Raw genomic sequence first — 23,888 nt, 5'->3', positions numbered from 1 at the left:
TGAATAGATACGATAAACGCGTGAAGATCCCGGAAGAAAAATTCGCGCGCTCCGCCGAACCCACCCTGGGGGTGGAGTGGGAGATCGCGCTGGTGGATCCAGAAACGCGGGATTTCGTCCCGCGCGGCGCCGAGCTCATTGACCGGGTCCGCGCCGCGCACCCGGACGTCCGCCTGGAAAAGGAATTCCTGCAAAACACCGTCGAGCTGGTCACGGGCATTACCCACACCGTGCCGGAGGCCATGGCGGATCTGGGCGGCACCCTGGACAAGGTCCGCGCCGTGGCGGACGAGATGGGGGTCAAGTTGTGGTCCTCGGGCGGGCACCCGTTTTCCGACTTCCGCGAAAACCCGGTCTCGGAAAAGCAGGCCTACAGCGAAATCATCAACCGCGCCCAGTACTGGGGCCAGCAGATGCTGCTGTGGGGCACCCACGTCCACGTCGGGATCAGCCACGAGGACAAGGTCTGGCCGATTATCAACGCGCTGATGACCAAGTACCCGCACCTGTTGGCCATCTCCGCTTCCTCCCCGGGCTGGGAGGGGATTGACACCGGCTACGCCTCCAACCGGACCATGCTCTACCAGCAGCTGCCCACCGCCGGCATGCCGTATCAGTTCACCAGCTGGTCCCAGTGGCAGGACTACATGCGGGATCAGGCGATCTCCGGGGTCATCAACCACACCGGCTCCATGCACTTCGACATCCGGCCGGCCTCCAAGTGGGGCACGGTCGAGGTGCGCGTCTCCGACGCCACGAGCAACCTGCGCGAACTTTCCGCCATCGTCGCGCTCACCCACTGTCTGGTGGTCCACTACGACCGCATGCTGGAGGCCGGGGAGGCGCTGCCCACCCTGCAGCCGTGGCACGTGGCCGAGAACAAGTGGCGCGGGGCGCGCTACGGCATGGACGCGCTGGTCATCACCTCGCGGGAGACGGACGAGCGCTGGGTCAAGGACGAGCTAGCCGATCTCATGGAGGAGCTGGCCGACCTAAGCCGCGAGCTGGGCTGTGAGGAGGAGCTGCAGCTTATCCGCGAGATCATCGACGGCGGCGCCGGCTACGAGCGCCAGCGCGCCATCTTCGAATCCACCGGCAGCTGGGTCGGCGCGGTCGACCTGGCCTGCCAGGAGATGGAGAACAAGCGCCCGGTGCGCTAGGCCGCGCGGTGCCGGCCCGTGACCACGGGCAGGTCCTGGGTGTCCGGGCCCTCGTCGACCGGGGTGCGCGGGATGAGCCGGTAGATGACATAGACCAGCATGAAGACGATGGGCGAGCAGGAAAACACCAGCGCCGGCCAGGTGGCCTCGAGCCCGTCCAGAGTGCGGTAGGCAAACCAGGGGAAGCTGCGCTGCCCCACGAATGGCGCGAGGATCAGGCAGAGGCCGGCGACGGAGACCAGCCCGACTACCTGCTCGCGCAGGACGGTGCCGCGCCACTTGCGGCCCAGGGTCTGGTTGATCCAGGCGAAAAAGCCGATGCCCAGCGGCACCACCCAGACGAAGTGGTGGTACCAGCTAAACGGGGAGACCAGGCAGGAGCTCAAGCCCGTAAAGGCCAGCGCCAGCGTGTTGTTCCCGCTGCGGCTGGCAAGGAAGACCGCGGCGCAGGTCAGCGCGAAAACGGCCACGATAACGCCCAGCCAGACCGGCCCGCCGGCCACGCCGAAGGCGCGCTCGAGCACCGAGCGCAGCGCCTGCGCGCCCGGGTTGGTATGCGCGCCCACGCGCGAGGACTCGAACATCGACTCCGTCCAAAAGCGCATGCCGTCGCCCACGACCGCCAGGCCCACCACCACGGTGGTCAGGAAGGTCAGCACGCAGATCACCGCGTGCCACCAGCGCCGCTGAATGACAAAAATCAGGCCCATATACGCCGGGGTGAGCTTCAGCCCGGCGGCCAGGCCCGTGCCGATGCCGGCCAGGCGGAACTTCCGCGGCAGGAAATCGAGCGCGACCAAAAACATCAAAAAGACGTTGATCTGGCCGTAGTAGGCCGTGCCGTGAATGGGCTCCAGGTTGACCGTGGTCAGGGTGAATACCAAGAAGACGAGGATCCCGAGCACCCCCAGCCGTAGGCCGCGCTCCCGCAGGGCCAGGGCGACGACGGCAAAAAGCGCCAGGAAAGTCGCGCCGTGCCACAGCGCCATGGTCGCGTTGTCGCTTAAGGGATCGAGGCCGGCGAAGACGACGCCGGCGAACGGGGGATAGGTGAAGGGGAGGTCGAAAATCAGGGGGCCGTCGTAGAGCGGCTGGCCTTGGGCGACCTCCGCGCCGCCTTTGAGGTAGATCGCCAAATCCAGGGGCATCCGCCACACGAAGGCGGATTGCTCCCGCACCGGGGCGATCTGGTGCCAGGCCCACCAGGTCAGGGCCAAAAAGACCAGCCCGACGGTGGGCAGACCGTAGATTTTCTTCACGGTGGCGTGCCTGCTACTTCCGGCGCATGGATTTGCCTGCCGGTCGGTCGTTGCGCGTCATATCGTCTTCCTTTCCGTACAGACCCTCACGCCGGGCAATACGGGACATGCGCTGCGCGGTAACGGGACTGGTCATCATCGCAAAGAGTACCAGCAGGAAGAGCATGCCGAGGTCTCCTCGCTCCGCGACCCCGAAGGTCTCGGAGCCGGTCACCCTAATGAGGGCACCCAGCATGGTCAGGATGAGCCCCACGGTCTGGGGCTTGGTCACGAAGTGGACGCGGGACATGGTGTCCTTGTAGCGGACCACGCCCACGGCGGCGGAGAAGACTAGCAGCGCGCCGCAGACGATGAGGATGAGCGAGACAATATCGGCGATGAGCGAATAAGTCACTGGTTATCCCTCTTCCTAAAGCGCGTGACCGAGACCGTGGAAATGAAGCCCAGCAGGGCCACGACCAGCATGGAGTTGACCACGGTGGTATTCAGCGTCCAGCAGATATAAACCGCCATGGCGCACTGGAACATGGCGACAAACCCGTCCATGCCGATCAGCCGGTCCATGGAGTTCGGGCCGACGATGATCCGCCAGGTGGTCATCAGGAATGCGGCCATGAACAGCACGGCGGCGCCCGCCAAGACGATGTTGTAGATTGTCGGGTCCATCTAGCGCACCTTCCTTTCAAAGATATCGATCATGTGCGCCTCCAGCTTGCGGATGTTGGCGATCTCGCGGGCGATGTCGTCCTCCGAGTCCGCGTCCAGCACGTGGGCGGTCAGCATGCGGTTGGCGATGTCGATATCCGTAATCGTGCCACCCGGCTGCAGGTTGTAGAGCATCACCGCAAAGGATAGAACGAATTCGCTCTCCACGCGCATGGGGACGTTCAAGATGGCGCTGCGCGGCTTCGGCTGGGGGCGCACGCCCAACCAACCGACCTTCAGCGAGGCCTGGAATAACTCCCCGGTCCAGGTGAAGGCGTATTTGATGAGCCGGCCCCAGGACACCGACAGGCCGTTGATGGGCATCGCCGGCAGCGGGAAAATCACCATGATGATGAGCCCGACGCCGATGCCGGCCACGATATTGGCAAAGGAGACCTCGCCCATGAGCAACACCCACATGATGGTGATGGCCAGCAGGAAGCCCGGGCGGAAACGGTAGCTGAGCCGGCGGGAAAAGGTGGGTTTAATGGGATGAGTCATTTACTCTTCCTCCTCCGACTCGTCGATGTCGTTCGGGCTGGTGGCAATGCCCGGCTCCGGCTCGGGCAGCGGGTGCGTGCGCGACTCCAGGGAGTCCTGGCCGCCGTGGTAACGCTCGCGCTGGTCCAGGTGCCGGGTCGGGTTGTCCGCGTTGTCGCCCAGCACCGCGTACTGGTAAATCGAGGTGTCCTGCGCCGACTCGGCCGCCCGCGAGGTGATCCCGGAGATCGGGCCGGCCAGGAAGGTGATCGCCGTGGAAGCGGCCACCAGCAGCGCGGTGGAGCCGACCATGCCCAGCGGCAGCTTGCCGACGTCCTCGCGGTCGGAGTAGGCGACCTCGTCCGTGATATCGCCCAGCGGGGACGGACGGGCCATGGCCACGTTGCCCTCCGGGGCATCGGCGCGGTCGCGCAGGAAGCCCTTGGACCAGACCAGCATCATCACGTACAGGGTCAGCAGGGAGGTGATCACGGCGCCGGCGATGAGCACCCAGGACAGCCAGGAGCCCTCGTTCGCGCCGGCCTGCAGCAGCAGGATCTTGCCCATGAAGCCGGAGAAAGGCGGGATGCCGCCCAGGTTGACCGCCGGGATGAAATACAAGATCGCGATCAGCGGGGCGGAGTAGATCAGCGAGCCCAGGCGGCGCAGCGAAGACGTGCCCGCCTGGCGCTCGATGAGGCCGACCACCAGGAACAGGGAGGTCTGCACCAGAATGTGGTGGACCGCGTAGAAGATCGCACCCGACAGGCCCTGGGCCGTGCCGAGGGCCACGCCGAAGATCATGTAGCCGATGTGGCTGACCAGGGTAAAGGACAGCAAACGCTTGATATCGCTTTGGGCGATAGCACCTAAAATGCCCAGCACCATGGTGGCCAGGGCGACCCACATCAACAGCGTGTCCAGGCGCCCGTCGGTAAAGACCGTGGTGCGCATGCGGATAATCGCGTAGACGCCGACCTTGGTCAGAAGGCCCGCGAAGACCGCGGTCACCAGCGACGGGGCGGTGGGGTAGGAGTCCGGCAGCCAGGCGTCCAGCGGGACGATGGCGGCCTTAATCGCAAAGGCGATGAGCAGCACGCCGTAGATGGCGGTCTGGGTGCCGGCCGGGATGTCTTCCATGCGCATGCCGATCTGGGCCAGGTTGACCGTGCCCACGGAGGCATAGACCATGCCGATGCCGAAGAGGAAGATCATCGACGAGGCCATGGAGACCATCACGTAGCCCACGCCGGCGCGCACGCGGCCGGGCGAGGCGCCCAGGGTGAGCAGCACGTAGGAGGCCACCAGGAAGATCTCGAAGCCGACGTAGAGGTTGAACAGGTCGCCGGCCAGGAAGGAGACGTTCACGCCCATGGTCAGCAACATATAGGTCGGCAGGAAGACCGCCACCGGCTCGTCCTTGGAGCCGTCGCGCACGCCCTGGGAGATGGCGTACCACATCACGCTAAAGAGCACGATGGAGGAGGTAAACAGCATCACCGAGGCCAGCCGGTCCGCGGCCAGCGTGATGCCGACGGGCGCGTCCCAGCCGCCGATCTGGACGGTCTGGATGCCCTCCGCGTCGGCGACGATGATGAGCACCGCGTTCACCGCGGCCGTCACCAGCAGTGAGAAGAACGCGATCTGGCGCTGCACGCCCGGCTTCTTGGCGAACATCATCGCGGCCGCGGCGGCCAGGGCCGGGATCAGGATGGGCAGCGGAATGATGTAGCCCATGTTCGGCAGGGCCCAGTCAACGATGGGTTGGAAAGTCTCACTCATCCTTGGCCCCCTTCACGGGCTCCTCGAAGAACTTCGGACCGAACTGGTCGCCGTGCTTGGTGGCCCGACCGGTGGTCGGGTCGTCGGAGGCGTCGTGGTCCGGCGCGGCCGCCGCGTTGCCCGGGCGGGCCGCGATCTTGGCGATTGCGGCATCCTCCGCGTCGTCTTCAATGACGTCGGCGGTGCGGTAGCGGTACTGGCGGTAGGCCAGGGTGAGGATGAAGGCCGTCATGGCCATGGAAATCACGATGGCGGTCAGGATCATCGCCTGCGCCAGCGGGTCGGCGATCTTCTCGCCGTACTGGGCCGATTCCCGGCCCATCACCGGCGGGGAGCCGGCCGAACCACCGGCCTGCAGGATGAGCAGGTTGGCGCCGTTGCCGATGAGCAGCAGGCCCAGCATCATCTTGGTCATGGCGCGATCGAACAAGAGGTAGACGCCGGCGGAGATCAGCACGCCTGTGGCGAGCAGCAAGAACAGGTTCGCTTCCATTTATTTCTCCTTTCCGGTGGATCGGTTGGTGATGTCGTTGGCGGTGGACTGGTGGCGCGCCGCCGCCTTGGCCGGTTGGCTGCGGGCGGCCGCGGCCTTCTTGTTCTTCGCGTTTTCGCGCTGGCGCTGGCGGCGGGCCAGCGAGCGGGCCCGGTCGCGGGCGCGCTGCTTACGGACCTCTTCCTCCTCGTCGAGCTTGCCGCCAAGGGAGAAGAGGATGAACAGGATAAGCCCGATGACGATCAGGTAGACGCCCACGTCGAAGACCAGCGCCGAGGGGAAGGACACGCTGCCGATGAGCGGGATGTCCAGCGAGCCGTAGGCCGAGGCCAGCGGCGGGCGGCCGAAGAACATCGGCACGATGGCCGCGGCCAGGGAGGCGAACAGGCCCGTGGCCATGAGTCGGCCCGGATCGACCGGGAGGGCCTCCTCCAGTTCCTCGCGGCCGCCGGCCAGGTAGCGCAGCGTGAGCGCCAGCGCGGCCACCAGGCCGCCGGCAAACCCGCCGCCCGGGGCGTTGTGCCCGGCGAAGAAGAAGTAGAAGCTCAGCGCCATCATCAGCGGGAAGAGGATGCGGGTGGAGACATCGATCATGAGCGAGCGGTTCAGCGCCTGCTCCGTCTCGACCTCCGCGGCCAGCCAGCGCCGGCCGGTCACCCGCAGCGTCGGGCGGCGGGAGTCGCGCTCGAAGGACTGGGTGCGGAAAATCAGGGAGGCCACGCCGATGGCGGCGATGACCAGCACGGTGATTTCGCCCATGGTGTCCCAGGCGCGCATGTCGACCAGGAGGACGTTGACGGCGTTCGCGCCGTGGCCGATCTCCTTGGCCAGCTCCGGCATGGGCTCCGAGATGGGATCCGCGGTGCGGGAGTTGATGGCGAACATGGCCACGATGGTCACGGTCAGGCCCACGCCCACGGACAGCCAGGCCCGCAGCCGGTTGAGCTGGGGTCCCTGGCGCCACTCGACGTTGGCCGGCATCTTGCGCAGCACCAGCATGAAAAGCACCACGATGAGGGTCTCGACCAGCAGCTGGGTCAGGCCCAGGTCCGGCGCACCCTGCAGGGCGAAGACGGCGGAGAGCCCGTAGCCGGACACGCCGACGATCAGCACGGCCGACAGGCGGTTATGCGTGACGGTCGCCGCGATGGCCGCGATGATCATGATGATGGCGGCGATGGCCTGCCAGGGGCTTTCCGCCACGATCATGCGCACGTCGTTGAGCCCGCCGGAGACGATCGCGGCTGCCGGCAGCAGCATGAGGCAGGCGAAGATGATGGTCAGGTTCATCTGCAGCGAGCCGCGGTGGGTAAAGGCGGTGGTGCGCAGCGACAGGTTGCGGATGCCGTCGATCGTGGCATCGTAAGCCACGTCGGCCGAGCCCAGGGCCGGGTGCTCCAGCTGGGCCTTGGCGACCACGCCGCGCTGCCAGTGCATGGCAACACCGCAGACGATAATCAGCGCGGAGATGGCCAGCGGCACGTTGAAGCCGTGCCACAGCGCCAGGTAGGTCGCCTCCGGGTCCGCGCCGTAGACGTTGTCCAGGTGCTGGTTGATGAGATCCGACAGCGGGCGCGGGAAGATACCGAAGGCCACCGTGCAGGCGGTCAGCGCGGCCGGCGGGAACCAGAGCATCGGCCCGATGGCGTGCATGTTCTCCACCGCCTCGGAGATGCCGCCGCCGGTCGGGTGGCTGGCCGGCTTGGTGGCGAAGGCTCCCCACAGAAAACGCAGCGCGTAGGCCATGGTCAGGATGGAGCCTAAGACCACGCCGACCAGCAGCATGTTGCGCGGCATGCCGACCAGCAGCTGCTCGTGCATGACGGACTCGATGACCGCCTCCTTGGTCACGAACCCCAAAAGCGGCGGGATGCCGGCCATGGACAGCGCGGAGACAATCGCCAGGCCGTAGACCACCGGGTGGCGGCGGCCCAGGCCGGACAGCTCGTTGATGTCGCGCGTGCCGGCAGTGTGGTCGATGGCGCCGACCACCATGAACAGCGGGGCCTTAAACAGCGAGTGGGCGAAGGTCAGCGCCAGGCCAGCCAGCATGGCCTCCCGGGAGCCGATGGCCACCACGGCGGTGATAAAGCCCAGCTGGGAGACCGTGCCGTAGGCCAGGATGAGCTTGAGGTCTTTCTGCTTGAGCGCCATCCAGCCGCCCAGCAGCATGGTGATAACGCCCAGCGGGATGATGACCAGGTGCCAGGTGTCTACCACCTGCAGGTCCGGGGCTAGGCGGGCGACCAGGTAGATGCCGGCCTTGACCATGGCCGCGGAGTGCAGGTAGGCCGACACCGGCGTCGGCGCGGCCATAGCCCCCGGCAGCCAGAAGTGCGCCGGGGCGATGGCGGACTTGGTCAGCGCGCCGAAGAGCATCAGCACGATGGCGGCGGTGATGTACGGGGTCAGCTCGATCTGCTCGAACCCGGAGATCTCCGAGAAGTGCCAGATGCCGGTCTGCCGGCCGAAGAGGATGATGCCGACCAGCATGGCCAGCCCGCCCAGCACGGTGACCATGAGTGCCTGCTGGGCGGCGCGGCGGGAGGAAGCGCGCTCGCCGTAGTAGGAGACCAGCAGGAACGACAGCAGGGAGGTGATCTCCCAGAAGACGTACATCAGCAGCATGGAGTCGGAGGCCACCAGGCCGAACATGGCGGTGGCGAAGGCGACCATCTGCGCGCCGAACATCGAGAGGCGGCGCGGCGTTTGGTCGAAATAACCCCAGCAGTAGACCAGGACCAGCGCCCCCACGCCCAGCACGATCAGGCTGAACAGCCCGGCTAGGGAGTCCAAGCGTAAGTCGAAGGCTAGGTGCGCGGCGGGCATCCATTCGACGGTGACGTCGACGGAACCGCCGTTTCTAAACGTCCCGTTAGCAAAGAGGCTGAGTACCCACACGAAGCCGGCGCCGGGGACTAGGGCGAGCAAACCGAACGCGGGTCTACCCAGATAGTGAATGAGGATAGGCGCACTGATCGAGGCGATTAGCAGTGCGCAAAGCAGAATCAGCACGGTGAGACGAGTGCTCCCTACGTGTAAGTCGCGGATAGGACAGGGTGCCGCGAGTAAAGGGTCCATGTCGACGCACAACGGTGCTGCCCCAGCGGCAGTCTGCACTCATTCGCCGCGCTTGAGGATGGCGGCGGAACCGATCTGATTTTCACTGAGAAACACAAGCGACACCACCAGGCGGGAGCGTCCAGCGTTGAGGCGGCGTCATGAATGGCGCGGCCAACGTTTCCCCACTTTACCGTTAAAGTGCTGGATTTTAAACCTAAATTTTTCCACTCAGTATTATATGGGGTCAGTTGGCGGTGCCAGCGGGGGTTTATTTGCCGTAGCGCAGCAGGAACAGCGCCTCGGCGGTGGCGATGCGCTCAATCTCCGTCGGGTCCACGGACTCGTTAGCGGAGTGGATGGCCGCCTGCGGATCCTCGACGCCGTACAGCGCGATCTCCGCGTTCGGGTGGGCCTCCTGCAGCTCCACGGTCAGCGGGATGGAACCGCCCATGCCGACCTGCGCGACTTCCGCGCCGTAGGCGGCCCCCAGGCACTCGCCCAGGGTGGCCAGGGCTGGCTTGGTCGGATCGGTGGTAAACCCGCGGTTGACCTCCGGGACCTCGCAGCTGATATGCGCGCCCCACGGGGTGTGGGCCTTAAGGTGGCTGACGATGCCGTCGATGACCTCGCGCGGGTCCATATCGGCCGGCACGCGCACGTTCAGGTTGGCCTGCGCGGTCGCCGGCACGGCGTTGACGGCCTCGGCGACCGGGGTGGAGGTAAAGCCGGTCACGCTCACGGCCGGGCGGGCCCAGAGGAAGTCGGCCACGGCGTCGGTCTCGTCACCCAGGATGTCCACGCCGTCCAGCAGCTGCGCGTCCGCGCGGTAGTCCTCGCGGGAGTACTCCCGGCCCTCCCACTTGGCGCGGGTGTCGACGCCGTCGATGACCAGGCGGCCCTGCTCGTCGCTGAGCGAGTCGATGGCGCGCATCAGGGCCTTGACCGCGTCTGGGGCGGCGCCGCCGAACTGGCCGGAGTGCACCGGGGAGGACAGCGTGTCCACGCGGACCACGATCTGGCCGCCGCCGCGCAGGGAAGTCGTCAGCGTCGGCTGGCCGACCTTCACGTTGCCGGCGTCGGCGATCATGATCGCGTCGGCGGCAAAAAGCTCCGGGCGGGTCTCGATGAGGTGGGACAGGCCCTCGCCGCCCTGCTCCTCGGAGCCCTCGATGAGGAACTTCAGGTTCAGGTCGGTCCCGCCCAGGGCCTCGACGGCGCGCAGGGCCGCCAGGTGCATGGCGACGTTGCCCTTGCAGTCGGCGGCGCCGCGGCCGTACCAGCGGCCGTCGCGCTCGGTCAGGGTGAAGGGATCGGAATCCCAGCCGGCGGGGTCGCCGGCCGGCACGACGTCGGAGTGGGAGTAGAGCAGCACCGTCGGCGCGCCCTCCTTGCCGGCGCGGGTGCCGACCACGGCGGTGGAGCCGTCCACCGCGGAAATCTCTTCCACCTCGGCGCCCAGCTCGCGCAGGGCGTTGGCAGCCCACGCGGCGGCCTTCTCGGTCTGGTCTTTAAGCTCCGGATCCCCGTGGACGGAGTTGAAGCCGACCAGCTCGGAAAGCTGCTTAAAGATCTGCTCGCGGTCGCCGGTGACGAATTCGAATGCTTGCTGTGCGGAAATGTTTTCGGTCATGCCCTCTAAACTACCCGTCCCGCCTACTGGGAGGCTCGTTTAGGGAATCGACCTGTCAAGTACTAGAATTTCGTTATCTCGCAACCGGGAAACTGCCTGCTTAAGGAACTGACCCTGTCAGCTTCTAACCGCAGAACCCACGGGCGCGGGCGAAAAACCTCCATACTAGCTAGAAAGGACCTGGCATGGCGACAACGGAAACCGCCGCCGGTTCACAGGCGAGCCTGCGCGAGCTTACCCTCCGCGGCATCATCATCGGCGGGCTGATCACCCTAGTCTTTACTGCCGCCAACGTTTACCTCGGCCTGAAGGTGGGGCTGACGTTTGCCACCTCCATCCCGGCCGCCGTGATTTCCATGGCTATCCTGCGCAAATTCGCCGGGCACAACATTAAAGAAAACAACATCGTCCAGACCATCGCCTCGGCGGCCGGCACCCTGTCGGCCATCATCTTCGTGCTGCCCGGCCTGGTCATGGTCGGCTACTGGACTGGTTTTTCCTTCCTGGAGACCGCCGCGGTCTGCGCCATCGGCGGCATCCTGGGCGTCATGTACTCGATCCCGCTGCGCCGCGCCCTGGTCACCGGGTCCGACCTGCCGTACCCGGAGGGCGTCGCCGCGGCTGAGGTGCTCAAGGTCGGCGACGACAACGGCAACCATGCCGAAAACGCCCGCGGCCTGCGCGTCATCCTGGTCGGCGGCCTCGTCTCCGCGGGGATGAGCCTGCTGGCGGCAATGAAGGCCGCCGCCTCCTCGCTGGGTAGCTATTTCAAGCTGGGAGCGGGCGCGACCACCCTGGGCATGAGCCTCTCGCCGGCGCTTATCGGCGTCGGCCACCTAGTGGGCTTGCCCGTGGGTATCGCCATGCTGGTCGGCGTCGGCATCTCCTATTTCATCCTGCTGCCCTGGAAGACCGGGGACGTTGCGGCCGTGGCCAGCCTGCCGGACGTGGTGGACACCGTCTTCTCGGACGAGATCCGCTTCATCGGCGTCGGCGCGATGGCGATCGCCGCCATCTGGACGCTGCTGAAGATCATCGGGCCCATCGTCAAGGGCATCGGCGAAAGCCTCGCCTCCTCCCGCCTGCGCAAGGCGGGCCAGGCAGTCGACGTCACCGAGCGCGATATCCCCTTCCCATACGTGGCCACCACCATCGTGGTGCTGATGCTGCCCATCGGCCTGCTGCTGTGGGACTTCGTGCAGGGCACCGACATCCACGAGCACATGGGCGTGCTGATCACCGTCTCCGTTCTCTTTACGCTGCTGGCCGGCCTGATCATCGCCTCGGTCTGCGGTTACATGGCCGGCCTCATCGGCGCGTCGAACTCGCCCATCTCGTCCATCGGCATCATCGCGGTGCTGGCGGCCTCCCTGATCATCGCCGCCGTGACCCGGGGCACCAGCGCGGATCCGCTCTCCCTGGTGGCGTATACCCTGTTTACCGCCGCGATCGTCTTCGGCATCGCCACGATTTCCAACGATAACCTGCAGGATCTGAAGACCGGCCAGCTGGTCGGCGCCACCCCGTGGAAGCAGCAGGTCGCGCTGGTCATCGGTGTCGTCTTCGGTTCGCTGGTCATCCCGCCCATCCTGCAGGTCATGCTGACCGGCTTCGGCTTCCAGGGCATGGAAGGCGCCGGCGAAGACGCGCTGGCCGCCCCGCAGGCCGCCCTGATGTCCTCGGTCGCCTCCGGAATTTTCGACAGCTCCCTGGACTGGAACCTCATCTTCCTAGGGGCCGGCATCGGCGCCATCCTGATCGCTATCGACGAGACCCTGCAGCGCACCACCGCGAACAAGTCCCTGTCGCCGCTGGCCGCCGGCATGGGTATGTACCTGCCGGCCACGCTCTCGGTAACCATCCCGATCGGCGCGCTGCTGGGCTATTTCTACAACCGCTGGGCCGCCAAGCAAAACGGCGCGGAGGCCAAGAAGCGGCTGGGCACCCTGGCCGCCACCGGCCTCATCGTCGGTGAGTCCCTGTTCGGCGTGGTCAACGCGGCCATCATCGCCGCCTCCGGCGGCGACAGCCCGCTGGAGATCTTCGACGGCGGCCCCGCCGCCAACTGGGTCGGCGCCATCCTCTTCGTGGTCGTGCTCGCCTTTGTCTACCGCTACACCGCGAAGAAGTCGCAGGAGGCCTAAAGGCACGCTGGCGGAATTATAAGCAGAGTTTACGCAGTATTAACTCACGGGTTATCTCCACTGCGTAGGCTCTGCTTTTGCATTCGTATATAAGAGGAGAAAAACCCGTGAGCCCTTTTAACCGCCGTACACTTTTTGCCGCCACCGGCGCGCTGGGGATGGCCGCCGCCGCGGCCCACCAGCCGGCCGCCGTCGCGGCCCCAGCGCCGCATGCCCTGCGCTTCAACGCCGAGCGCCGCTTTAAGGTCATCCAGTTCAACGACACGCAGGACGACCACCTCACCGACCGCCGGACCATCGAGTTCATGGAGAAGGTCCTGGTTTCCGAGAAACCCGATTTCGCCCTGATCAACGGTGACGTCATCGCGGCCGGGCCGACCACTAACGAGCAGGTCTACCAGGCCATCAACAACGTGGTCTTGCCCATGGAAGAGCGCGGCATCGCGTGGGCGGTGACCTTCGGCAACCATGACGAGGACCCAGCCGAGGAAGCCGCGGCGGTGACCGTGCGGAAGCCGGAGATGACCCGCTTTGTCAGGCAGTACCGCCATAACCACAACGCGCCGGCCACGGGGGAGGGCTACGGTGTTTCGAATACGCTGATTCCCATCCTGGACGGGGAGATACCGGCGTTTGCGCTCTGGCTGCTGGACTCGGGCGCGTACCTGGGGGAGGAAGTCGCCGGCCAGTCGGTGGAGGATCTGCCGGGCTACGACTATCTCCGCCCGGCCCAGATCCGTTGGTACGAGGACAACTCCCGGAAGCTGGAGGCCCAGGCGGGCGCCGTGGTCCCCGGTTTGATGTATTTCCACATCCCCACCTACGAGCACCGCGATATGTGGTTCGGCGGCCCGGACAAGAATTCCCTGATCGACCATGGGAAGGCCAAGCAGCGCCACCAGATTGTCGGGGAGAAGAACGAGGACGTCTACAAGGGCGCGTTCAACTCCGGCATCTACGCCGCGGTGGCCAACCGCGGGGACGTCAAGGGCATCTACTGCGGCCACGACCACATCAATACGTATAAGGGCAACTACTTCGGCGTGGAGCTCGGCTACGCGCCGGGCACCGGCTTCGGCCCCTACGGCCTGCGGGACGGCACGCTGGCCATGCACACCCTGCGCGGCGCGCGGGTCTTCGAGCTGAACCTGGACGCCCCGGAGGTCTACGAATCCACCCGCGTCATCTTCGCCAAGGACTTGGGCCTGGACATGGCCCCGGCTAAGCAACCCCTGGATGCGCCGAAGGCTCTGCCGGACTACCTCAGCACGGTAGACGAGGCGAAACCGGATGAAGGCTCGAGCCGCTCAAACTCGAGCAGCCTGAGCTCGGGCAGCTCGTGGTAGGTGGCGTCCTTGCACTCGGGGGTCCCGAGTGCCAGAATGGTCTTTAGCACTTGCAGAAGGCGAGTGCTAGAAATCTTGGTTTGCATGGTTGAGGTTGGTCTAACACTCGCCAATCATGCCGTCGCGGGCGTCCATGCAAGCACTGACGTGAGTGTCGTCCTATCTAATAAACGAGGAGCACAAACACCATGGCAAAGATTATCGCCTTCGATGAAGAGGCCCGCCGCGGCCTGGAAAGCGGCCTGAATACCCTGGCCGACGCCGTCAAGGTCACCCTGGGCCCGAAGGGCCGCAACGTTGTGTTGGAGAAATCCTGGGGCGCTCCGACCATTACCAACGATGGCGTTTCCATCGCACGCGAGATTGAGCTCGAAGATGCTTACGAAAAGATCGGTGCCGAGCTGGTCAAGGAAGTAGCGAAGAAGACTGACGATGTGGCCGGCGACGGCACCACCACCGCTACCGTCCTGGCTCAGGCCCTGGTTCGCGAGGGCCTGCGCAACGTCGCTGCTGGCTCCAACCCGATGGGCATCAAGCGCGGCATTGAGTCCGCCACCAAGGCCGTCGTCGACTCCCTGCTGTCCTCGGCCAAGGAGGTCGAGACCCAGGAGCAGATCGCTACCACCGCTGGCATCTCCGCTGCAGACCCGGCTATCGGCGAGAAGATCGCCGAGGCCATGTACACCGTGGGCAACGGCCAGGTGAACAAGGACTCCGTCATTACCGTGGAAGAGTCCAACACCTTCGGCGTGGACCTGGAGGTCACCGAAGGTATGCGCTTCGACAAGGGCTACATCTCCGGCTACTTCGCCACCGACATGGAGCGCCAGGAGGCCGTCCTGGAGGATCCGTACATCCTGCTGGTCTCCTCCAAGATCTCCAACATTAAGGACCTGGTCCCGCTGCTGGAGAAGGTCATGCAGTCCGGCAAGCCGCTGCTGATCATCGCTGAGGACGTCGAGGGTGAGGCCCTGTCCACCCTGGTGGTCAACAAGATTCGCGGGACCTTCAAGTCCGTCGCCGTCAAGGCCCCGGGCTTCGGCGACCGCCGCAAGGCCACCCTGCAGGACATGGCTATCCTGACCGGCGGCCAGGTCATCTCTGAAGAGGTCGGCCTGTCCCTGGAGACCGCCGACCTGCCGCTGCTGGGCCAGGCCCGCAAGGTGGTTGTCACCAAGGACGACACCACCATCGTGCAGGGCGCCGGCGCCCAGGAGCAGATCGACGGCCGCATCAAGCAGATCCGTGCCGAGATCGAGAACTCCGACTCCGACTACGACCGCGAGAAGCTGCAGGAGCGCCTGGCCAAGCTGTCCGGCGGCGTGGCCGTCCTGAAGGTCGGTGCGGCCACCGAGGTCGAGCTCAAGGAGCGCAAGCACCGCATCGAGGACGCTGTCCGCAACGCTAAGGCAGCCGTCGAGGAGGGCATCGTCGCCGGCGGCGGCGTGGCCCTGCTGCAGGCCGCTTCCGCCCTGGACAGCCTGTCCGACCTGACCGGCGACGAGGCCACCGGCGTCAAGATCGTCCGCGAGGCCCTGTCCGCTCCGCTGAAGCAGATCGCCCACAACGCCGGCCTGGAGCCGGGTGTGGTGGCCGACAAGGTTGCTTCCCTGCCGGCTGGTGAGGGCCTGGACGCCTCCACCGGCGAGTACGTCAACCTGATGGAGAAGGGCATCAACGACCCGGTGAAGGTCACCCGTTCCGCCCTGCAGAACGCGGCCTCCATTGCCGCCCTGTTCCTGACCACCGAGGCCGTCGTGGCTGACAAGCCGCAGCCGGCCGGTGCTGGCGACGCAGCTGCTGCTGCCGATGCCATGGGTGGCATGGGCGGCTTCTAAGCCGACCAGCAACCCTAAACCGCTAAGGCCGCCTCCCTATGAGGGAGGCGGCCTTCCGCGCATCTAAGGGCTTCGCAGCGCCCGTTTAAGAGTTGTTCAGACTTAAGGTGTAGCCTGCAGAAAAGCTCGAAGCGAGAGCCCGAACCCGCCCCCAAATTGGGGTAGAAACCTAAGGGATTCTGACACTAGCACCTTTGAAAGTCGGTCGAGTTTATCGCGACGAAACAAATGTCCGTTACGTGGCTAAGTCTAAATAACAAAATATCCGGAATTTTGCGGCAAAACCGCAGGAAAAGCGGGGGTGACACACCTGAACCGCCTGTGTATCGAGTGTCGAGTGTGACGTGAGTTTTTGGTGTTGAATAAATTATGAAGACACGCTCCGGTTGACGTCCGAAAATATTGTGGCAAAATTACTTCGTGTGACGCCCGTAGGGTGTCTGCAAAACCGCAAACCCTCTCCGGCGTAAGTCGGAACTAGATTAGGAGTTCAATATGGATCTCTCTCTCATCCAGACTCACATCGACAACTTCGTTGACACCTGGGAAGGCTGGGGCAAGCTGTTCGGCAACGTTGAAGGAATCTTCGACGGCCTGGCCCGCCTGGTCAACTTCCTGGGCCGCGAGAACCTGGGCAGCTCTGACTTCTTCCCGAAGACCGACGCCCTGATCGACGCTAACGAGAAGGCTGCCGAGGCTGCTGCCTAAGTAATTCCATCGGTTAGTGGCACAGACGGCCACTAACCACGGGCTGAATGCCCACCCACAATCTGTTTCGACTCACTAAGGAGAAAAAATCATGGAGCACACTTTCGAGAACGAGGGTTTCCAGACTTTCGCTGAGGGCTCTTCCGCTTTCGCTGCCGACCTGTTCCGCGTCACCGAGTGGATGGAGCCGCTGGTCGACTTCGCCAAGGGCCTGTCCAAGCTCGTCGGCATGTTCGCCTAAGAGCTTCGCTCTGAATGCTTGACGCAGTCGGCATGAGACCCCGTCTTCGGACGGGGTCTTTTTTGATCTTTTGTGCAAAGTAGATGTCTAGATCGGCGCGCCAGAATGGGGTAGGCAGGTTACACTTAATACATGGCTGAACACAAAGACGACGAACTTCCCGAGATTGATTTGGCGCAGACCGACGGCTACGTCGTCGACGACTCTGACGAGGACGACCCGGCGCTGATCATGCCGGATGGCTCGCCGGTCCAGACCTGGCGGGAAAACTACCCTTATGACGAGCGCATGACCCGCGACGAATACGAGTCCACCAAGCGCGCGCTCCAGATCGAGCTGCTGAAGTGGCAGAACTGGACCAAGGAGACGGGCCAGCGCCACATTATCCTCTTCGAGGGCCGCGACGCCGCGGGCAAGGGCGGCACCATTAAGCGCTTCAACGAGCACCTCAACCCGCGTGGTGCGCGCACGGTGGCTTTGGAGAAGCCGTCCCCGCGGGAGTCGACCTCCTGGTACTTCCAGCGCTATATCCAGCACTTCCCGGCCGGCGGGGAAATCGTCTTCTTCGACCGTTCCTGGTACAACCGCTCCGGCGTCGAGCGCGTCATGGGCTTTTGTACCGAGTCGCAGCACGCGGAGTTCCTCCGCGAGGTGCCCATGCTGGAAAACATGATCCTGGGCTCCGGCATCTCCCTGACCAAGCTGTGGTTCTCCGTGACCCGGAAGGAGCAGCGCACCCGCTTCGCCATCCGCCAGATCGACCCGGTGCGCCAGTGGAAGCTCTCGCCGATGGACCTGGCCTCCCTGGATAAGTGGGATGACTACACCCGCGCCAAGGAAGAGCAGTTCCGCTACACGGATACGGACGAGTCCCCGTGGATCACCATCAAGTCGAATGACAAGAAGCGCGCCCGCATCAACGCCATGCGCTACGTGCTGTCCAAGTTCGAGTACACGAACAAGGACCACTCCGTCGTCGGCGAGGTGGACGAGAACATCGTCAAGCGCGGCCGCGACCAGATCGGTGACTAACAGAAGTTTCCTAAGGGTTAATCTCGTCGTTACCCTGCGGTGATGGGGGTAGGGAAGAGTTATTGGGGTGAATAACTCTTCCCGTTTTTTCGTAAGCCTACTGTGCACCGCGGCCCTTTCTGTTCCGGTCGCGCACGCACAGTCGTCTTTGTCTTCTACTTCATCTCTATCCTCTTTATCCTCGTTATCGTCGGGTTCTTCGTTGAGCTCGTCGTCTAGTTCTTCTTCTGTTTCTGACTCTGATGCTGACTCCGGCGACCGGGTCCTGTGGTCGGAGGGCTTTGACGCGGTTCCTAATCCCGCGAAGTTCACGCACAACGTGCCGGAGGGCTGGTCGGTGTCTACGTCCGGGGTCAGCTCCGGGGAGGCGCGCTGGAACGGGTGGGCGCTGTCCACCATCCGCGATTGGACCTGGGCGGCCGGCACGGACATGCGGCACTGGTTCACGCAGGCGCACGGCAACGTGGCCATCGTGGATAACAAGCAGCAGCGCCTCAACGAGACTGATTCCATGACCACGGCGCTGCGCAGCCCGGAGATCCCGGTGGACGGAGAGACCGTCAACCTGGAATTCGACCACCACTACCGGCAGGGCTCCCCGGAGCAGTCGGCGACGGTGCGCGTGGCCTTTGACGGCGGCGAGGCGCGCGAGGTCGCGGTCTTTTCCGAGGACGTCTTCTCCAAGCACGAGAGCCTGGAGCTCGACGTGCCGGCGGGGGCCCAGACCATGCGGGTGGAATTCGTCTACCGCAACGGCAACGATGACTGGTGGTGGGCGCTGGACAACGTGGAAGTCACGCGCCCGCTTGGTGAGGTGGGCACGCCGCAGGCGGTCGTGGATGTGCTCTCCGACGTGCAGGGTGACCCGGAGGACTACCAGGACGCGGTGCGCCAGCTCAACGGCATGGAGGACAAGGCGGACGCGCTGGTGATCAACGGGGACCTGGTCGATGACGGCTCGAAGGCGCAGTGGGACGACTTCCTCGCCGCGCACCGGGCGCAGCCGCATGATTCCGGCACGGAACTGTGGACCATCGGCAACCACGAGATGTACGGGCCGGAAGGTTCCGAGACTTATCTCCAGCGCTTCCTGGAGCATTCCGGGCAGGACAAGCCCTGGGCGGAGGTCACGGCCGGCGGGGTGCCGCTGATTTCTATCAACACGGAGTACTACTCCGATATCGACCGCGGCGGCAAGGAGCCCTTCCAGCGTCTTTCGGAGGAACAGCTGGACTGGCTGGAGTCCCGCCTGGCCTACTGGGAAGGCCGGGGAGTGACCCCGCTGGTGTTTACCCACCCGCTGCTGCCGCAGACGGTGTCGATGTCGCACTCGGCGTGGTACCAAAACGACTTCGAGGATCTGGAGGCGCTCAGCGAGGTGCTCGCCCGGCACCCGAATATCGTGGCCTTTACCAGCCACTCGCACTCCTCGCTGCGCCAGAACAATTGGTGGGGCACCTACCGTTACAAAGACGCCGCCTTCCCGGTGGTCAACACCGGGGCGATCCTCAACGAATACCTGCCCGACGGCGACCACGACGAGGAAATCGTGAAGGACAAGGAGGAGGCATCGTCCGGCCTGCGGGTGAAGGTCTACCCGGACCGGGTGCGCGTGGAAGCCTGGGATTTCAAGGCCGAGAAGATGCTGAAATTCCAGGACTTCCCGCGCTAGGCGACCGGCTCGATTGGGTTGCCCTGCCAGGCCGAGTCGCTCGGCACGGCATCGCCGCGCATGACCAGGGAGCCGGGCGCGACGGTCGCGCCGGCGCCGATGGTGGCGGCCGGAAGGGCCACCGAGTGGGCGGCCAGGGTGGCCCCGTCGGAGACGGTAACGGTATCCAGGCTCATCACGCGGTCCTGGAAAAGGTGGGTCTGGACCACCGTGCCTGGTCCCACGGACGCGCCGCGGCCGACCACGCACAGGTCCGTCTCCGGGAACCAGTAGGTCTCAATCCAGGCGCCGCGGCCGATCTTGACGCCCAGCGAACGCAGCGCCAGGTTGATTTCGCCCGCGCCGGTGGTGTGGTTGAAAAACCACGGCGCGGCGACGACCTCGACGAAGGTGTCCTGGAGCTCGTTGAGCCAGACGAACGCCGACCACAGCGGGTGATCCGCGGCGCGGTGTTTGCCCACGCAGACCCACTTCGCCACCCAGGCGATCGCCACCGCGACGGCGCCGGCCGCTATGAGGACGAGGCCGCACAGCGCGATCGCCACGCCCAGGTTGGCCGTCTTGAGCAGCCACAGCAGGGTGGCCAGGACGCCGGCGGCAAGCATGGCCGAGGCCATCGGGGCGAGCAGGCGGAGGGTCTCCACCAGCCCGCGGGCGACCTTCACGCCCGTGCCCGGGCGGTAGGTGCGGGACTCGCCGCTGCTGCCTTCCACGTGGGCCTCCACCCGCCGCATGCGCTCCGGCGGGGAGCCCCACCAGTTGGCGCCGGCCTTGGACTTCTTCGGCGTCGAGGAGAGCACGGCCACCAAGGAGTTCTTGGACAGCTTGCGGCCCGGGCCGGTCACGCCGGAGTTGCCCAGGAAGGAGCGCTTGCCCACCTTGGACACGCCGGTGAGCATCCAGCCGCCGCCGAGCTCGTAGCCGCCCAGCAGGGTGTCGTCGGCCAGGAAGGCACCGTCCTTGACCTCCGCGAACTTGGGCACCATCACGGCGGTGGAGACTTCTACGTCGGAACCGATCTGAGCGCCCAGGCTACGCAGCCAGGCCGGGGTCAGCTGGCCCGCATAAAGCGGGAAGAGGTGGGTGCGGGCGTCGTCCATCAGGCGGGTGATGGTCCACGTGCGCCAGCCGGCCGCGGAGCGCACCGGGTTCGTGCCGGGCTTGAGACCCAGCGAGAACAGCCGCACGCCCGCCCAGGTCAGCGCCAGGTAGACCGCGAAGGCCGCCAGCCCGCCTAGCGGGGCGAAAAGCATGGCGCCGACCGCGGGGTTGCCGGGGCCGTTTACCAGCCAGACCACCAGTGCGGCGCCGGCGGCCAGGGCGCAAATCGGCAGCAGTGACAGCACCACCGAGGTCAGCCCGTAGATCGGCACCCAGGCGGAGCGCCGGGCCGGCGGGTGATCGGGGAAGCGGTGCTTGGAGCGGCCGACCTTGCGCGCCGGGGATCCGGACCAGCGCTGCTCCGCCTTGACCTTCTTGGCCCCGGTCACGGTGGAGCCGGTCTCCACGTGGGCGTAAGCGCCGATGACCGCGCCGGGCAGCAGGGTCGAGCGCGCGCCGATGCGAGCGCCCTCCTTGATGTCGATGGCACCGACGTGGATGATGTCCCCGTCCACCCAGTAGCCGGACAGGTCCACGCCCGGCTCGATGGCCGCGTGCTTGCCCACCGTCAGCAGCCCGGTCACGGGCGGCAGGGTGTGCAGGTCCACGGATTTGCCGATTTTCACTCCCAGCAGGCGGGCGTAGTTGTTGACCCAGGTCGCGCCCGCGATACCGCGGGAGCCCGAGGCGTCCGCCCAGCGCTCGGCGGCCCAGATACGCAGGTGCACCGAACCGCCGCGCGGGTAGTCGCCGGGGGAAATCCCGGCCGTGAGCGCGCGGGCGCCCAAAGCGCCGATGGGGATGCGCCCCAACGGGGTCGCGAAGACGACCAGCAGGACGGCCACCAGCCACCAGTTGGTGTGCACGGCGAAATCGACGCCGGCCGCCGCTGCCAGGTTCGAGCCCAGCAGGAGCCAGGCGAGCCAGGTCATGCCGGACAGCGTCATGGCGACGACGTTGGTCAGGGTCTGGGCCACGCGGGTCGCAGTACCCACCGGGGCCACCGAGCGCGGCTCGTGGGTTTCCGGGCGCGGCTCGGCGCCGGCGAGGTGCTCGGCCAGCGAACCCAGCCGCGGGTGATCGTAGAGATCACGCACGGCCACGGTGGGGTAGCGCTCGCGGATCCGGCCGACCAAGGTCGCGGCCGCCAGGGAGGTCCCGCCCAGGGAGAAAAAGTCCGCGTTCTCGTTATCGACGGACACCCCCAGCACGTCGACCCACAGCTGGGCCAGCCAGGCCTCGGTGGCGGTCAGGCCCGCGCTGTCCACGCCCACGCCGGGCAGCGGCCAGGGCAGGGCCTTCTTGTCCACCTTGCCGGAGGTGCGCACCGGCAGCTTGTCCATCACGCAGATGCGCGGGACCAGGGCCGCCGGCATGGTCTCGGCTAGTCGCTCGTGCGCCTGGCGCTCGTCGAAGCCGCGGTCCGGATCTTCCAGGCTCACGTAGCCCACCAGCACGGACTCGCCGCCGGGGGTCTTCTGCACGGCGACGGCGGAGTTGTAGACGTTGTCCAGGGCGGCGACGTTCGCCTCGACCTCGCCGAGCTCGATGCGGCGGCCGCCGATCTTGACCTGGTCGTCCACGCGGCCCACGAAGTAGAGGCCGTCTTCCTCCAGCCGCACGTGGTCGCCGGTGCGGTAGGCGCGCTGCCAACCCAGGGAATCCAGCGGCGCGTATTTCTCCGCGTCCTTGACCGGATCCAGGTAGGTCGCCAGGCCCACGCCGCCGATGACCAGCTCGCCGACCTCGCCGTAAGCCACCGGGTTACCGGAGCCGTCGATGACGGCCAGGTCCCAGCCGTTGAGCGGCAGGCCGATGGAGACGGACTCGCTGGGCCGAAGCTGCGCGGCGCAGGCAACCACGGTGGCCTCGGTGGGCCCGTAGGTATTCCACATCTCGCGGTCCGCGGTCGCCAAGCGCTCGACCAGCTCCTGCGAGCAGGCCTCGCCGCCCACGATGAGCAGGCGCACGTGGTCCAGCGCTTCTGCCGGCCAGAGGCCGGCCAGGGTCGGGACGGTGGAGACGACGGTGATGTCGCGGCGGATGAGCCAGGGGCCCAGATCCATACCGGAGCGCACCAGCGAGCGCGGAGCCGGCACCAGGCAGGCGCCGTGGCCCCAGGCCAGCCACATCTCCTCGCAGGAGGCGTCGAAGGCCACGGACAGGCCCGCCAGCACGCGGTCGTCCGGGCCGAGCGGGTTGTCGATCAAAAAGAGCGCGGCTTCCGCATCAACGAAGGCCGCCGCAGAGCGGTTGCTTACCGCCACGCCCTTGGGCTTGCCGGTCGAGCCGGAAGTGAAGATGATCCAGGCGTTATCCTCCGGCTGCGGCTCCTCCAGCGGGACGGGCTCGCCCCGGCGCAACGGGCGGAAGCCGGCGTCGGTGAACAGGCCGTCGATGTCGGCCTCGCCGAAGACCATCTCGGCGCGCTCGTCCGGGTCGTCCGCGTCCACCGGCACGTAGGCCGCGCCCACCGCCAGGGTGGACGCGATGGCCAGGTAGAGCTCTCGGTGGCCCGAGGTCATGCGGATGCCAATGCGGTCGCCGCGGCGGATGCCCTGGGAGGCCAGCTCGGCCGCCCAGGCGCGGGCGCTGTCGATGAGTTCGGCGTAGGTCATCACCTCGCCGTCGTCGATGGCCGCTGCTTCCGGGAAGAGTTCAGCGGTGGTGCACAGCACGTCCCAGAGAGTCCGCGGGCGCGGGGCTAGGGCACTGGCTAGGTAGTGCTGCGGGACCATTTACGCTTCTTCCTCGTCCGCGGCAATGATCGACTTGGCCAGCTTGCGCAGGTGCTTGAGCTGCTTGTTGGTGGAAGAGTCCAAGGCCTCTTCCTCGGCGGAGTCGACCAGCTGGGCCAGTTCCTTCTGGGCCTTCGCACCCTTCTTGGTGGAGGCCACGATCTGGCGGCGGCGGTCCTGCGGGTCGCGCTCGCGCTTGGCCCAGCCGCGCTTTTCCAGCGAGTCGAGCAGGCGGACCATATCCGAGGCATCGATAGCCAAAAGCTCGGACAGGGAGGACTGGGAGGTGGCAGAAGAATCCACCAAGCAGGTCAGCACCCAGTACTCGCGCAGGGTGGTCTGCTTGGTGGACAAGGCGGCCTCCACGCCGTCGCGGGTGCGGCGGCGGAGGCGCTCCAACTGGAAGGACGGGGATTCTAGCAATTCGGTGGGTATTGAGGTCATTCCATCATAGTAGCGCCCCTAAGGTCGAAAACCTAAATGATTGGCGTCAGCC

Annotated in this window: 18 protein-coding genes; 8 read left to right on the top strand and 10 right to left on the bottom strand. The window is 65.8% G+C overall.

The window, feature by feature from the left end; all coding sequences use genetic code 11:
* The first annotated feature begins 20 nt into the window (after positions 1-20).
* Entirely contained in the window at positions 21-1,160 is a 1,140-nt protein-coding gene (locus ACEE23_RS02735; protein WP_448871773.1) for a glutamate--cysteine ligase, read from the top strand.
* Here ACEE23_RS02735 and ACEE23_RS02730 read toward each other — a convergent pair.
* From ACEE23_RS02730 to ACEE23_RS02695, 8 genes are all read right to left on the bottom strand, one after another.
* Positions 1,157-2,419, bottom strand: a complete 1,263-nt coding sequence (locus ACEE23_RS02730; RefSeq protein WP_368519904.1) for a glycosyltransferase 87 family protein — start codon at positions 2,417-2,419, stop codon at positions 1,157-1,159. The genes ACEE23_RS02735 and ACEE23_RS02730 overlap by 4 nt on opposite strands.
* A gap of 13 nt (positions 2,420-2,432) precedes the next feature.
* Positions 2,433-2,813, bottom strand: coding sequence for a monovalent cation/H(+) antiporter subunit G (locus tag ACEE23_RS02725; RefSeq protein ID WP_290223367.1), 381 nt, complete (start codon positions 2,811-2,813; stop codon positions 2,433-2,435).
* Positions 2,810-3,085: a monovalent cation/H+ antiporter complex subunit F gene (locus ACEE23_RS02720; protein WP_070768689.1), complete on the bottom strand. Its 276-nt coding sequence runs from the start codon at positions 3,083-3,085 to the stop codon at positions 2,810-2,812. Before ACEE23_RS02720 ends, ACEE23_RS02725 begins: the two co-directional genes overlap by 4 nt.
* Positions 3,086-3,625 carry a Na+/H+ antiporter subunit E gene (locus tag ACEE23_RS02715; RefSeq protein WP_448871776.1) on the bottom strand — a complete coding sequence of 180 codons (540 nt, stop codon included), beginning with the start codon at positions 3,623-3,625 and terminating at the stop codon, positions 3,086-3,088.
* Positions 3,626-5,386 carry a Na+/H+ antiporter subunit D gene (locus tag ACEE23_RS02710; protein ID WP_448871778.1) on the bottom strand — a complete coding sequence of 587 codons (1,761 nt, stop codon included), beginning with the start codon at positions 5,384-5,386 and terminating at the stop codon, positions 3,626-3,628. It abuts the gene before it with no gap.
* A complete protein-coding gene (locus tag ACEE23_RS02705; protein ID WP_448871780.1) occupies positions 5,379-5,879 on the bottom strand; it encodes a Na(+)/H(+) antiporter subunit C in 501 nt (166 codons plus the stop codon). Before ACEE23_RS02705 ends, ACEE23_RS02710 begins: the two co-directional genes overlap by 8 nt.
* A complete protein-coding gene (locus ACEE23_RS02700; RefSeq protein ID WP_448871782.1) occupies positions 5,880-8,894 on the bottom strand; it encodes a Na+/H+ antiporter subunit A in 3,015 nt (1,004 codons plus the stop codon). It lies immediately after the preceding gene.
* A gap of 316 nt (positions 8,895-9,210) precedes the next feature.
* Positions 9,211-10,572 (bottom strand): dipeptidase, encoded by a 1,362-nt coding sequence (locus tag ACEE23_RS02695; protein ID WP_368519899.1) that lies wholly within the window; start codon positions 10,570-10,572, stop codon positions 9,211-9,213.
* A 185-nt stretch (positions 10,573-10,757) separates the two neighbouring features.
* Here ACEE23_RS02695 and ACEE23_RS02690 point away from each other — a divergent pair, with 185 nt between their 5' ends.
* The 7 genes from ACEE23_RS02690 to ACEE23_RS02660 all read left to right on the top strand — a co-directional run bounded on the left by ACEE23_RS02690 (position 10,758) and on the right by ACEE23_RS02660 (position 19,553).
* Positions 10,758-12,716 carry an OPT family oligopeptide transporter gene (locus tag ACEE23_RS02690; RefSeq protein WP_368519898.1) on the top strand — a complete coding sequence of 653 codons (1,959 nt, stop codon included), beginning with the start codon at positions 10,758-10,760 and terminating at the stop codon, positions 12,714-12,716.
* A gap of 107 nt (positions 12,717-12,823) precedes the next feature.
* Positions 12,824-14,062: a metallophosphoesterase family protein gene (locus ACEE23_RS02685; RefSeq protein ID WP_368521263.1), complete on the top strand. Its 1,239-nt coding sequence runs from the start codon at positions 12,824-12,826 to the stop codon at positions 14,060-14,062.
* Between the two features lie 188 nt (positions 14,063-14,250).
* A complete protein-coding gene (groL, locus tag ACEE23_RS02680; protein ID WP_368519896.1) occupies positions 14,251-15,900 on the top strand; it encodes a chaperonin GroEL in 1,650 nt (549 codons plus the stop codon).
* 495 nt (positions 15,901-16,395) lie between these two features.
* Positions 16,396-16,608 (top strand): hypothetical protein, encoded by a 213-nt coding sequence (locus ACEE23_RS02675; RefSeq protein WP_368519895.1) that lies wholly within the window; start codon positions 16,396-16,398, stop codon positions 16,606-16,608.
* 91 nt (positions 16,609-16,699) lie between these two features.
* Positions 16,700-16,849 (top strand): hypothetical protein, encoded by a 150-nt coding sequence (locus tag ACEE23_RS02670; RefSeq protein ID WP_368519894.1) that lies wholly within the window; start codon positions 16,700-16,702, stop codon positions 16,847-16,849.
* Between the two features lie 132 nt (positions 16,850-16,981).
* Complete coding sequence (gene ppk2, locus ACEE23_RS02665; protein WP_070768679.1) at positions 16,982-17,881, top strand: polyphosphate kinase 2; 900 nt, start codon at positions 16,982-16,984, stop codon at positions 17,879-17,881.
* Positions 17,882-18,083: 202 nt separating this feature from the next.
* Complete coding sequence (locus ACEE23_RS02660; RefSeq protein ID WP_368519893.1) at positions 18,084-19,553, top strand: metallophosphoesterase; 1,470 nt, start codon at positions 18,084-18,086, stop codon at positions 19,551-19,553.
* Here ACEE23_RS02660 and ACEE23_RS02655 read toward each other — a convergent pair.
* Complete coding sequence (locus tag ACEE23_RS02655; protein ID WP_448871786.1) at positions 19,550-23,392, bottom strand: Pls/PosA family non-ribosomal peptide synthetase; 3,843 nt, start codon at positions 23,390-23,392, stop codon at positions 19,550-19,552. The two genes, ACEE23_RS02660 and ACEE23_RS02655, sit on opposite strands and share 4 nt — an antisense overlap.
* Positions 23,393-23,836: a MarR family winged helix-turn-helix transcriptional regulator gene (locus ACEE23_RS02650; protein ID WP_368519891.1), complete on the bottom strand. Its 444-nt coding sequence runs from the start codon at positions 23,834-23,836 to the stop codon at positions 23,393-23,395.
* Positions 23,837-23,888 lie beyond the last annotated feature (52 nt).

It is taken from the genome of Corynebacterium sp. 32222D000AT (assembly GCF_053546955.1).
This window is presented reverse-complemented; position numbering and strand designations above follow the sequence as displayed.